Source organism: Mycobacterium sp. NGS41, assembly GCF_059812725.1.
The window spans coordinates 102,720-115,360 of record NZ_JCALDF010000008.1 but is presented as its reverse complement, the minus strand read 5'-3'; the positions used below and the strand labels follow the sequence as shown (position 1 = coordinate 115,360).

The following is a 12,641-nucleotide window of genomic DNA, read 5'->3' as shown; positions in this document are numbered from 1 at the left end:
ACTCGATGTCACCGGGGGTGCCTAGAGTAAGGCCGTGACCGCCCCGACCACCGCCGGCAAGGCCGGCAACGACAAGCCGACGCTGATGTTGCTGGATGGCAATTCATTGGCGTTCCGCGCGTTCTACGCGTTGCCGGCGGAAAACTTCAAGACGCGCGGCGGGCTGACCACGAACGCGGTCTACGGCTTCACCGCCATGCTGATCAACCTGCTGCGCGACGAGTCGCCGACACACATTGCGGCCGCGTTCGACGTGTCGCGTCAGACCTTCCGCTCCGAGCGCTACCCGGAATACAAAGCCAACCGGTCGTCCACGCCCGACGAGTTCCACGGTCAGATCGACATCACCAAGGAAGTCCTTGCCGCACTGGGCATCACAGTGCTCGCCGAGCCGGGATTCGAGGCCGACGACATCATCGCGACGTTGGCCACCCAGGCCGAGAACCAGGGCTACCGGGTGCTGGTGGTCACCGGCGACCGTGACTCGCTGCAGCTGGTCAGCCCCGACGTGACCGTGCTGTATCCGCGCAAGGGCGTCAGCGAACTCACCCGCTTCACCCCAGAGGCCGTCGTCGAGAAGTACGGGCTGACCCCCAAGCAATACCCGGACTTCGCCGCGCTGCGTGGCGATCCCAGCGACAACCTGCCCGGCATTCCCGGCGTGGGGGAGAAGACCGCCTCGAAGTGGATCGTCGAGTACGGCTCACTGCAATCGCTGGTCGACAACGTCGACTCGGTGCGCGGGAAAGTGGGCGACGCGCTACGGACGCATGTGGCCAACGTCGTGCTGAACCGCGACCTCACCGAGCTGGTCCGCGATGTGCCGTTGGCGCAGACCCCGGACACGCTGCGGCTGTTGCCCTGGGACCGCGACCAGATCCACCGGCTCTTCGACGACCTCGAGTTCCGGGTGTTGCGTGACCGGTTGTTCGAGACGCTGGCCGCCGTCGAGCCCGAGGTCGACGAGGGGTTTGACGTGCGCGGCTCCGCATTGGAGCCCGGCACCGTCGGTCAGTGGCTGGCCGGACACGCCGGCGACGGAAGCCGGTCGGGGCTGGCGGTTGTGGGCACCCATCTGCCCCACGACGGAGATGCCACCGCGCTGGCCATCGCCGCCGCCGATGGCGAAGGCGGCTACATCGACACCGCGACGTTGACCGTCGACGACGACGCGGCGCTGGCGGCCTGGCTGGTTGATCCCGAGAAGCCCAAGGCCCTGCACGAGGCGAAGCTGGCCATGCACGACGTCGCGGGACGTGGCTGGACGCTCAACGGGGTCACCTCCGACACCGCGCTGGCCGCCTACCTGGTCCGGCCGGGCCAGCGCAGCTTCGCCCTCGACGACTTGTCGTTGCGCTACCTTCGCCGCGAGCTGCGCGCGGAAACACCTGAACAGCAACAGCTTTCGCTCCTCGACGACCTGGACGGGGGAGGCGGGGTGGACGGACAAGCCGTTCAAACGGTGATCCTGCGGGCTAGGGCGGTGGTGGACCTGGCCGATGCGCTCGACGAAGAGCTGGCCCGCATCGACTCCACCGCCCTGCTCGGTGAGATGGAGCTGCCGGTTCAGCAGGTGCTGGCCGATATGGAAGCCGCGGGCATCGCCGTCGACCTGAAAATGCTGAGCGAGCTGCAAAGCCAGTTCGGCGACCAGATCCGCGATGCCGCCGAGGCCGCATACGCCGTGATCGGCAAGCAGATCAACCTGGGCTCACCCAAGCAGCTGCAGGTAGTGCTGTTCGACGAACTGGGCATGCCGAAGACCAAGCGGACCAAAACCGGCTACACCACCGATGCCGATGCCCTACAGTCGCTATTCGACAAGACCGGGCACCCGTTCCTGCAGCATCTGCTGACGCACCGCGACGTCACCCGCCTCAAGGTCACCGTTGACGGGCTGCTCAACTCGGTGGCCGCCGACGGCCGGATTCACACCACCTTCAACCAGACGATCGCGGCGACGGGCAGGCTGTCGTCGACCGAGCCCAACCTGCAGAACATTCCGATCCGCACCGACGCCGGACGGCAGATCCGGGATGCATTCGTGGTCGGCGTAGGTACGACCGGCGAATACAGCGAGCTGATGACCGCCGACTACAGCCAGATCGAAATGCGGATCATGGCGCACCTGTCGCGGGACGAAGGCCTTATTGAAGCCTTCAGGACAGGGGAGGACCTGCACTCGTTCGTCGCGTCGCGAGCATTCGGCGTGCCGATCGAGGAGGTCACCGCCGAGTTGCGGCGCCGCGTCAAGGCGATGTCGTACGGGCTGGCCTACGGGCTGAGCGCCTACGGGTTGTCGCAGCAGCTGAAGATCTCCACGGAGGAAGCCAAGGAGCAGATGGACCAGTATTTCGCCCGCTTCGGCGGAGTGCGGGACTACCTGATGGACGTGGTCGAGCAGGCCCGCAAGGACGGCTATACCTCGACTGTGCTGGGCCGTCGGCGCTACCTGCCTGAGCTGGACAGCAGCAATCGCCAGGTTCGCGAGGCCGCCGAGCGGGCGGCGCTCAACGCGCCGATTCAGGGCAGTGCGGCCGACATCATCAAGGTGGCGATGATCGAGGTCGACAAGGCGATCAAAGCGGCCGGCCTGGCCTCACGCATGTTGCTGCAGGTACACGACGAGCTCTTGTTCGAGATTGCGCCCGGTGAGCGCGAGCAGGTCGAAGCGCTGGTCCGGGAGAGGATGGGCGGCGCGTATCCGCTCGACGTCCCGCTGGAGGTGTCGGTGGGTTACGGGCGCAGCTGGGACGCGGCGGCTCACTGACCATGCACGCGGAAAAGCGTCGTCGTGGTCGCCCCACCGGCTCGCGGGTGGACCCCGACGAGCGAAAGTCGGCGCTCCTGGATGCCGCCGAGCGGGCTATCCGCGCCAACGGCGCGGCGGCCGGGCTGGTCGACGTCGCGGCCGAAGCGGGCTTCGTCCGGTCCGCGGTGTACGCGATGTATCCCAACCGCGACGCGCTGCTGGCCGCGCTGAGCAAACGCACCGCGCAGCGCCTCCTCGCTGAAATCACCACGCGCGCAGCAGGTTCCACCGATCTGCGACAACGGATGGCGCTGTTCTTCGACGTCATCTGCGCGTGGATGAAGGCCGAGCCGAATCTCTACCGCGCCCTGAGCAGTGAGCCGTCGACCGGCGTGTTCGAACAACTCGCCAGCGCGGCAGAGTTCATGCTGACCAGTTCGTTCGACGCCGACGATGACCGGAGAGCAGGAGCGGCGCCGTGGGCGCGCGCCATCGTGGGATCGGCGGTGACGGCCGGCGAATGGTGGTGTCGCACCGGCACGATGTCGCGAGCGGCGCTCGTCGACCACCTGACCACGTTGTGTTGGGAAGGCGGGGCGGCGCTGCCCTTCAAAGCCGAGGACATCAAAAGTATTGACAACGGCCAGCAATAATAGACACACTGTCTTTTATGACGCTGGCGGACGTTCAAACGCCTTCACGCTATTGGGAAAGCATCGTCGGCGAATGCAACGTCGACGTGACCGAAATCACGGGCGCATTGCCCGACGAGCTGGTCGGCACCCTGTAGCGCAACGGCTCCGGCCGCTGGACGGTGGGGTCATCGCAGGTGGAGAGCGTTTTCGACGCAGACGGCATGGTTAGCGCTTTCGTGCTCGACGGCTCTGGGGTGCGGTTCCGCAACCGGTTCGTACGCACCAGGCACTATCGAAGGGCAACGACGGCCGGGCGCCTGGTGGATCGGGGATTCGCTTATCAGCGCCGCGGCGGCGTGCTGGCCAACTTCGGGCGACCGCCGGCCAACACCGCAAACACGAGCGTCATGGTCAACCACGATCAATTGCTGGCGCTCTGGGAGGGCGGATGGCCCCATGAGCTCGACCTGGACACCCTCGACACCATTGGCCTGTGCAACCTGGGTGGGGCGCTCAAATGGCCGATTCGCGCATACTCGGCGCACTACACCTACGACCCGGTGACCAACACCAAGGTCAACTTTGGTTTCGACCCGTACTTCCCGCGTATCGATATTCGCGGGATGCGGTTGCGGGATCTGCTGGCCGAGGCGGTGCCCCGGACGCGGCTACGACTCTATGAAACCGGCCCCGACGGCGTGACCAGATACCTGCGCGCAGTCCCATTGCCGGGCATGGGCGTGGTGCATGACATGGCCCTCACGGCGCGGTACGCGATTTTCGTGGTGTCGCCGCTGCGGATCAATCCGCTGGCCCTCATCGGCCACAAGTCCTATTGGGACGCAATGCGTTTCAAGGCCGATGTGCCGTCGTACTTCGTGCTTGCCCCGCGCGACGGCGGCCCTGTCCGGGTAGCGGAAACCGACCCGTTCTACCACTGGCATTTCACCAACGCCTACGACGACGGCGACGACGTCGTCGTCGAACTGCCACGGTTCGCGCCGCAGACCTACCCCGCAATGAAGTACTACACCGCCCACATCCGCTCCGACATCGCCCAGGTCGACGGCTACGGAACCATCGACGACGCCGTCGTGCTCACCCGGTTCCGGATCGCGCCGTCAGGCCAGGTGACCAGCGAGCCGCTGGCCGACTTCGGATGCGAGTTTCCGCAGATCGATCAGCGACGTTCGACGATGCGACATGACATCTCGTACGTGACGGCCCAAGACCCCAGCCGGTTCCACGGACAGGGGATTGCCCGGGTCGACCACCGCACCGGCGCGGTTCAGTCCTACTGTCCGGCCGGGCAGACCCTGATCGAGGCGACATTCGTCGCCCGGCCCGGCGGGACGGACGAAGACGACGGCTGGCTGCTCACCGTCGGATACGACGAATCGCAGCATCGCAGCAGGTTGATGGTGTTCCACGCGGCTCATGTCGCCGATGGGCCCACTGCCGAAGCCTGGTTGCCGTTCCACGTGCCGATGAGCTACCACGGCGCATTCACCAACAGGGTGGCGCGCCGAACGGGCTGACCACCCTGGACCGACCGAGTTTGTCCAGCGTGTGCACCGTCGAGTAGCCTCGACGGGTAACCCCAATTGTCCCTACGACCCACCCTGTCCGGAGCAACCCAACAATATGCCGAGTCCCACCGTCACCTCGCCGCAAGTAGCCGTCAACGACATAGGCACCAGCGAGGACTTTCTCGCAGCAATAGACAAAACGATCAAGTACTTCAACGATGGCGACATCGTCGAAGGCACGATTGTCAAAGTTGACCGGGACGAGGTGCTCCTCGACATCGGCTACAAGACAGAAGGGGTCATCCCCGCCCGCGAACTCTCCATCAAGCACGATGTCGACCCCAACGAGGTCGTTTCCGTCGGTGATGAGGTCGAGGCCTTGGTCCTCACGAAGGAGGACAAAGAGGGCCGGCTGATCCTGTCTAAGAAGCGCGCGCAGTATGAGCGCGCCTGGGGCACCATCGAGGAGCTCAAGGCCAAGGACGAGGCCGTCAAGGGCACGGTCATCGAGGTGGTCAAGGGTGGCCTGATCCTCGATATCGGCCTGCGCGGCTTCCTGCCTGCGTCGTTGGTCGAGATGCGCCGGGTGCGCGATCTGCAGCCGTACATCGGCAAGGAGATCGAGGCCAAGATCATCGAGCTGGACAAGAACCGCAACAACGTGGTGCTGTCGCGGCGCGCCTGGCTGGAGCAGACGCAGTCGGAGGTGCGCAGCGAGTTCCTCAACCAGCTGCAGAAGGGCACCATCCGCAAGGGTGTGGTCTCGTCCATCGTCAACTTCGGCGCGTTCGTCGACTTGGGCGGTGTGGACGGTCTGGTGCACGTGTCCGAGCTGTCCTGGAAGCACATCGACCATCCCTCCGAGGTGGTCCAGGTGGGCGACGAGGTCACCGTCGAGGTGCTCGACGTCGACATGGATCGCGAGCGGGTCTCGTTGTCGCTCAAGGCGACTCAGGAAGACCCGTGGCGGCACTTCGCCCGCACCCACGCCATCGGGCAGATCGTGCCGGGCAAGGTCACCAAGCTGGTTCCGTTCGGCGCGTTTGTGCGGGTCGAGGAGGGCATCGAGGGACTGGTGCACATCTCCGAGCTGGCCGAGCGGCACGTCGAGGTGCCCGACCAGGTGGTGGCCGTCGGCGACGACGCGATGGTCAAGGTCATCGACATCGACCTGGAGCGTCGCCGAATCTCGTTGTCGCTCAAGCAGGCCAACGAGGACTACACCGAGGAGTTCGACCCCGCCAAGTACGGCATGGCCGACAGCTACGACGAGCAGGGCAACTACATCTTCCCCGAAGGCTTCGACGCCGAAACCAACGAATGGCTGGAAGGTTTCGACACCCAGCGCAACGAATGGGAAGCCCGCTACGCCGAGGCCGAGCGCCGACACAAAATGCACACCGCGCAGATGGAGAAGTTCGCGGCCGCCGAGGCGGCCGGGCACGGCGGTGGCGAGCAGGCGCCGTCCAGCAGCGGCTCCCCGGAGAAGGCAGCGGGTGGGTCGCTGGCCAGCGACGCCCAATTGGCCGCCTTGCGGGAAAAGCTCGCCGGCAGCGCTTGATTTTTTAGGGACAGCTCCCACGTAATGCTGCGCATCGGGTTGACCGGCGGTATCGGCGCCGGCAAGTCGGCGCTGTCCACCACGTTCTCGCAGTGCGGCGGGATCATCGTCGATGGCGATGTCATCGCCCGTGAGGTGGTCGAGCCCGGCACCGAAGGGTTGGCGTCGCTGGTCGACGCGTTCGGTGCGGACATCCTGCTTGCGGATGGGGCGCTGGATCGGCCGGCGTTGGCCGCCAAGGCGTTTGCCGACGACGAGGAGCGCAAGAAGCTCAACGGGATCGTCCACCCGCTGGTCGCCAAACGCCGCGCGGAGATCATCGCGGCCGTACCCGACGATGCTGTTGTTGTGGAAGACATTCCGCTGCTAGTCGAATCCGGGATGGCGCCGCTGTTCCCACTGGTGGTCATCGTGCACGCCGATGTCGAGGTGCGGATGCAGCGGCTGGTCGAGCAACGCGGCATGACCGAAGACGACGCCCGCGCCAGGATCGCCGCGCAGGCCAGCGATGAGCAGCGCCGTGCCGTCGCCGACATCTGGCTGGACAATTCAAGTACCCCAGAGGCGTTGGAGCAGCGTGCCCGCGATGTGTGGAACAACCGAATCCTGCCGTTCGCGCACAACCTGAGCGCACGCCAGATCTTTCGTGCACCGGCGCGCCTGGTGCCGCCCGATCCGACGTGGCCGGAGCAGGCCATGCGCATCGTCAATCGCCTGAAGACCGCGTGTGGTCACAAGGCATTGCGGGTCGACCACATCGGATCGACGGCCCTGCCGGAATTTCCAGACTTTCACGCCAAGAATGTCATCGACATCCAGATCACCGTCGAATCGCTCTCGGTGGCCGACGAACTCGTCGAGCCGTTGCTGGCCGCCGGGTATCCGCGTCTCGAGTCCATCACCGAGGACGCCGCCAAGGCCGATGCCCGCAGCACCGTCGGTAAGTATGACCACAGTGCCGATAAGGCGTGGTGGCACAAACGATTCCATGGCTCGGCTGATCCAGGACGGCCGACCCATGTGCATATCCGGGTGGATGGCTGGCCCAATCAGCAGTTCGCGTTGCTGTTCGTCGAGTGGCTGAAAGCCAATCCCGGGGTGCGCGCTGACTACCTGAAGGTCAAGCAGTCGGCCGAAAAGACCGCGGCAGCAGACGGCACGGATAGCGGCCGCTACGCCGACGCCAAGGAGCCGTGGTTTTCCGACACCTACCACCAAGCCTGGGAGTGGGCCGACTCAACCGGTTGGCGACCCTAGCCTGATCGTGGCGACCCGCTGCGCCCGGCTGCGCCGCGCTTGCGATCGCCACCTAGCCTGATCGCGCCTTCATGGCTGACATTTCGGACACCACCATGACGTTCGCCCGTTTATCCGGCCATGATTCAAGGCTGTGCCGCAACGAGGGCAATGCGGGTCCGGGTCGTCACGCACGCCCGTGAGCCAGCGCGGCAGCCCCGGAACACAGCCGTGTCGCACCGCCGTGCGCAACACCCCGGTCATGGCGCTAAGCAGGCGTTTTTGATCGTCGGCGCCCAGATCCGGGATCGACCGCTGCGGCGCTATCTTTGCCCGCCAGCAGATCTCGTCGGTGAGCAGGTTGCCGAGTCCCGCGATCACCGACTGGTCCATCAGGGTCGGCTTCAAGCGGCCAGTCCGATTGGCCAGCACGTCGCGGAACGCGCGCAGGCCCAGGCCCAGCGCATCGGGGCCTTGCGGACCCATGACCTCGGCGACATCGTCCTCGCTGGCTGCCAGCCAGACGCCGCGCAGCTTACGGAGGTCGGCGTAGCGCAGTTCGCCGCGATCCAGCTTCACTACCAGCCGCTCATAACCCACATTCTCAGCACCGTCGGCGGCGTAGTACGGGTGGCCGGTCATACCGCTGTGTATCAACAGCGTCGGGCCATCAGTCGGCAGGACCAACCACTTGCCGTGCCGGCGTGGGGATTTAAACGTGTGGCCGTTGAGGCGACGCCCGAGCGCGGCAGCCGTGGTGTTGCGCAGAATGCCGGGATCATGCACCTCCACCTGCCGAATTCGCCGGCCGGTCAGCGGTCCCTCCAGCCTGCGGCGAAATCCTTCCACGTCAGGCAGTTCGGGCATGAAGCCTCGCCAGGCGCCGCAGCGGGCCGGTCAGCGAACGTGCGTGCCGCCGCATGTCGGCCCACGGGTCACGTTGTCCAGCCAGGCGTTTCGGAATGTCATTGATGGTGAAGCGGTCGGCCCGCAGGCCGCGGGTCTGCAGCTCATCCCACTCCAGCGGGGTGGCCACCGGCGCACCGGCACGGGCCCGCACCGAATACGGCGCTACCGCGGTCTGCGCGTACGCGTTTCGCATGACGTCGAGATAGATGCGGCCCTCCCGGTTGGCTTTGCGGGCTTCGATGGTGCGGTGCTTGGCGTCGTCCGCTACCACCAGTACGGCGATGTCGCGCGCGAACTGTCGGGCCGTGTCGAAGTCCGTGTCACCACGCAGCGGCACTACGACGTGCAGCCCCCGCGACCCCGTGGTTTGCAGGTAACACGTCAGCCCCAAGTCATCCAGCACGCCCGCAGTTGCACTGGCCGTCGCCCGCACCGCCGCGAAGTCGCTGTCAGACGGGTCGAGGTCGAATATCAACCGGTCCGGGCTGTGCAGCCGGTCCTGCCGCGACTGCCACACGTGCAGCGTGATGCAGTTCTGATTGGCCAACCACCCCAGTGCTTCTCGCCGCTGCGCGATCGGATGCACCACGGTGCCGCCCTCTTTGGCGACCTCGACGCGGCTGATCCAATCCGGCAGTGCATCCGCGAAATCCTGCTGCAGAAATCCCTTTTCGTCGATACCACGGGGAAACCGCTGCACATTCAGCGGCCGATCTTTCAGGTGCGGCAGCATCGTGTCGGCTACCTCGCAGTAGTAGTCGACGAGGTCCCGCTTGGTGATCCCGGCCGCGGGAAAGAGCACCCGATCCGGGTGGGTGACCTCGACTCCGGTGCGTGGCATCAGTGTGTCTCCCTCACGACGTCGGCAGGTTCCTTGTCGGTCCGCAGGCCTTGATAGCGCGGGTGACGCAGTTTGCCGTCACGCGTCCACTCGGTGAACCCGATTTGAGCCACCAGTTCTGGCCGTACCCAATTGGCGCCGTTCTCGCGCACCAGACCCCGGGTGAACGCCGGCGTATCCTGCTTGATGGCCGACAGTCTCTTGTGCAGGCTGCGCAGCGAAGTCTCGTCGAAGCCGGTGCCCACCTTGCCGGCGTAGACGAAGTCGCGGCCGTCGTAATAGCCGAGTAGCAGCGCGCCCAAACCCGTCCGGCTCCCTTTGGGACCGGTATATCCCCCGACGACGAACTCCTGGTCGCGAACGCACTTGAACTTCAGCCAATTCGGCGATCGGCGGCCGTCATACGTCGAGTCCGCCAACTTGGCGATCACTCCTTCATCGCCGCGCCCGCACGCGGCCCGGTAGGCGGCGATTCCATCTTCGACCCGATGCGGTGTGTTGCGCAGCGGATCGGCGAACTCGACTGCGTTGCGCAGCAGCCGTTTACGCTGAATCAATGGCACGTCGACGGTGGACTTGCCGTCGACATGCAACAGGTCGAAGAGGTAATAGAAGACGCGGATCCCCGATGCCCGAGCCACTTTCGGGTCGCTGATGCCCAGACGTCCCTGCAGTCGCGCGAAGCTGGTCCGCTTACCGTCGAACGCCACGACCTCGCCATCCACGACGAATCGCGAGGTCTGCAGCGCGGCGAGCGCCTCGACCAGCTCCGGGTAGGTGCCGTTGAGTGGCTTACGGTTCCGTGACAACAGCCGCACGCGGTCGCCGTCGCGAAATGCCAGGCAGCGCATCCCGTCGAACTTGCGCTCGAAAATCCATTGCGGGTCGGAGAACCGCTTGTCGGTCAACGTGGCCAGGGTCGGTGCTCGCCAGTCGGGGACCGGTTCGTCGGGCAGGTCGGCGAGGTCGATCACGACAAGGCGTCCAAGGTGGGGCCGGTTGGTGGGCGGTACTCGCGCAGTGGCATACCGGAGAGTTCCCGGCTTGCCGATGGAGAAACTCAGGGTCCGCCGCGCCAGTGTTCGATGCGGTGATGGTCAGGTGTGAATCCGTGGTGCACGCCCCACAGCACCGCCTGGGTGCGGCTGGCGACGCCGAGCTTGCGGTAAATCGTGCGGATGTAGGACTTCACGGTGTTGGGGCTCAGGTACGTCAGTCGCGCAACGTCGGCGTTGCTCATGCCCTGCGTGATCAGCGCCAGGATCTCTGCCTCGCGGTCGCTCAGACCTTCGCCGCGTCCGGGCCAGTCCAGTCCGGGCGCACTGCGCGGCCGCCCTTCGACGTCGCTGATCACCACCTCGCCGGCATGTACTGCCTCCAAAGCGGCGACCAGCTCGCGTGCGGGCAGAGTCTTCGACAGATACCCGTGGGCTCCGTGTTGACGTGCACTTTCGACGAGATCGGGATGAAAGTTCCACGTGTAGACCACAACTCGGCGCGCTTGAGGATTGGCAACCAGGACCCCGATCTCTTCGTGATCGGATTCGGGTTGGGCGAAGGAGTCGTACAAGACGATGTCGACCGCGTCTTTGACGGGCATGGTGGAGTCGAGTTCTGCGATCACGATGCGCTCGCGGTATGGCTCCAGCATGTTGGCCACACCCTTGACGACGACGTCGTAGTCATCGACGAGCGCGACCGTGATCGGCCCGTGAGGCGTAGCCGGCATGTCGGCGAGATTACCTCCCTAAGGGTGTATTTCTACCCCCCTTAAGGGTGGTCGACTGAGAGCAGAAGTCGGGCCTACCGACCCGATCATTCGTTCAGTCATCACCTAAAGGAAAGGCTTGTCATGATTATTCTCGGCATCATCCTGTTAGTCGTAGGGTTCGTGCTCAAGATCCAGATTCTGTGGACCCTCGGGATCATCGCGGTAGTCGTCGGCGTGATCCTGGCGATCATGGGCAGCACCGGACGTGCCGTCGGCGGCCGCCGGCACTACTTCTGAGGCATTCCAGTCGAAAACACCTGCTGAACCCGGCGGTGTGCGGCGCGCCGCAAAATTGCGTTTGTGTGGTTGGCTCGCGGGTTATTCGACATGTGTACGAGAGGAGTACGAGATGCCCGTTTGGGAATGGATTTTGATCGCGGCCGTCGTCGTCATCGTGGTCGCCGCGGTGATTGTTGCGGCAAGCGTGATCGGCAGTCGCAGAAAAACGGCGCGACTCAGGCAGCACTACGGCCACGAATACGAGCGTTTGGTGTCCGGCACGGGCAGTCAGAAGGCAGCCGAGCAGGAACTCACTGCCCGGGAACGTCAGCGAGACAAACTCGACATCGTTCCGTTGACACCTCCGGCCCTCTCGGATTTCGCAACCCGCTGGCACGAGGTACAGACCAAGTTCGTGGACAACCCGGCAACGGCCGTCGGCGTCGCTGATCGTCTGGTGATCGACGTAATGCGCGAACGGGGTTATCCCGTCGACGATTTCGAGCAGCGGGCGGCTGACATCTCGGTAGACCATCCGCAGATCGTCGAGAACTATCGGGCCGCGCACGGCATCCATCTGTCGCAACAGCAGGGTGATGTCAGCACCGAGCAGCAGCGGGAGGCGTTCGTGCACTATCGGGCGCTGTTCGAAAAGTTGCTCGAGACCAATACAGCCAGTGACAGGTCCAAGGAGGCAAACGCATGACTACGCACGAACATCAAACACTGACCAGTTCCCAAGACGAGTCCCAAACCCAGATGTCGGAAGCCGGCCCGGCGATCGATTCGCCCGAGCCATCGGAGCCGTCAAGCGCGCCGTCGCCGGCTACGGAGCAAGAGCACAACCAAAGCCAGTCGGCGGTTGCGCCGGCATCGGCGGAGCCTGCGAGCGCAACACGCGAAGCACCAACAGCCGAAACGCTATTCGCTGACGACGAGCTCGCCGAGTTGCGCGCGCGGTGGGCCGGCGTCCAGGCGGCATTCGTCGATGATCCAAAGGACTGCGTCCAGAAGGCGGACGTCCTGGTCTCCGACCTCGTCGAGCAGCTCACAACTGGTTTCGCCCAAGCGCGCTCGCGTCTCGAGGAACAGTGGGCTCAGGGCCAGGAAGCTTCCACTGAAGACCTCCGTTTGGCGCTGATGCATTACCGCGAATTCTTCGAGCGGTTACTTGCGGTGTAACTCAGC

11 protein-coding genes and 1 pseudogene are annotated in these 12,641 nt (G+C 64.9%); 8 read left to right on the top strand and 4 right to left on the bottom strand.

From position 1 onward, the window contains the following. The first annotated feature begins 85 nt into the window (after positions 1-85). The 5 genes and pseudogenes from polA to coaE all read left to right on the top strand — a co-directional run bounded on the left by polA (position 86) and on the right by coaE (position 7,734). Positions 86-2,770, top strand: a complete 2,685-nt coding sequence (polA, locus tag AC5Y21_RS10330; protein ID WP_499912069.1) for a DNA polymerase I — start codon at positions 86-88, stop codon at positions 2,768-2,770. A gap of 2 nt (positions 2,771-2,772) precedes the next feature. Then, complete coding sequence (locus AC5Y21_RS10325; protein ID WP_499911949.1) at positions 2,773-3,405, top strand: TetR/AcrR family transcriptional regulator; 633 nt, start codon at positions 2,773-2,775, stop codon at positions 3,403-3,405. A 17-nt stretch (positions 3,406-3,422) separates the two neighbouring features. After that, positions 3,423-4,925 (top strand): annotated as a pseudogene (locus AC5Y21_RS10320) (carotenoid oxygenase family protein). A 106-nt stretch (positions 4,926-5,031) separates the two neighbouring features. Continuing rightward, entirely contained in the window at positions 5,032-6,477 is a 1,446-nt protein-coding gene (gene rpsA, locus AC5Y21_RS10315) for a 30S ribosomal protein S1 (RefSeq protein ID WP_499911947.1), read from the top strand. Between the two features lie 24 nt (positions 6,478-6,501). Next, positions 6,502-7,734 (top strand): dephospho-CoA kinase, encoded by a 1,233-nt coding sequence (gene coaE / locus AC5Y21_RS10310; RefSeq protein WP_499911946.1) that lies wholly within the window; start codon positions 6,502-6,504, stop codon positions 7,732-7,734. Positions 7,735-7,803: 69 nt separating this feature from the next. Here coaE and AC5Y21_RS10305 read toward each other — a convergent pair whose 3' ends face one another. From AC5Y21_RS10305 to AC5Y21_RS10290, 4 genes are all read right to left on the bottom strand, one after another. Further along, a complete protein-coding gene (locus AC5Y21_RS10305) occupies positions 7,804-8,580 on the bottom strand; it encodes an Fpg/Nei family DNA glycosylase (protein ID WP_499911944.1) in 777 nt (258 codons plus the stop codon). Then, positions 8,564-9,463 (bottom strand): non-homologous end-joining DNA ligase, encoded by a 900-nt coding sequence (gene ligD, locus AC5Y21_RS10300; protein WP_499911943.1) that lies wholly within the window; start codon positions 9,461-9,463, stop codon positions 8,564-8,566. Before ligD (AC5Y21_RS10300) ends, AC5Y21_RS10305 begins: the two co-directional genes overlap by 17 nt. Further along, positions 9,463-10,437, bottom strand: a complete 975-nt coding sequence (ligD, locus tag AC5Y21_RS10295) for a non-homologous end-joining DNA ligase (RefSeq protein WP_499911941.1) — start codon at positions 10,435-10,437, stop codon at positions 9,463-9,465. Before ligD (AC5Y21_RS10295) ends, ligD (AC5Y21_RS10300) begins: the two co-directional genes overlap by 1 nt. Positions 10,438-10,523: 86 nt before the next feature. Next, positions 10,524-11,192, bottom strand: a complete 669-nt coding sequence (locus AC5Y21_RS10290; RefSeq protein ID WP_499911940.1) for a LuxR C-terminal-related transcriptional regulator — start codon at positions 11,190-11,192, stop codon at positions 10,524-10,526. Positions 11,193-11,315: 123 nt separating this feature from the next. Here AC5Y21_RS10290 and AC5Y21_RS10285 point away from each other — a divergent pair, with 123 nt between their 5' ends. From AC5Y21_RS10285 to AC5Y21_RS10275, 3 genes are all read left to right on the top strand, one after another. Further along, positions 11,316-11,471 carry a DUF6131 family protein gene (locus tag AC5Y21_RS10285; protein WP_499911939.1) on the top strand — a complete coding sequence of 52 codons (156 nt, stop codon included), beginning with the start codon at positions 11,316-11,318 and terminating at the stop codon, positions 11,469-11,471. 112 nt (positions 11,472-11,583) lie between these two features. Beyond that, complete coding sequence (locus AC5Y21_RS10280) at positions 11,584-12,159, top strand: hypothetical protein (protein WP_499911937.1); 576 nt, start codon at positions 11,584-11,586, stop codon at positions 12,157-12,159. Further along, complete coding sequence (locus tag AC5Y21_RS10275) at positions 12,156-12,635, top strand: hypothetical protein (protein ID WP_499911936.1); 480 nt, start codon at positions 12,156-12,158, stop codon at positions 12,633-12,635. The genes AC5Y21_RS10280 and AC5Y21_RS10275 overlap by 4 nt, the downstream gene beginning before the upstream one ends. The last annotated feature ends 6 nt before the right edge of the window (positions 12,636-12,641 follow it).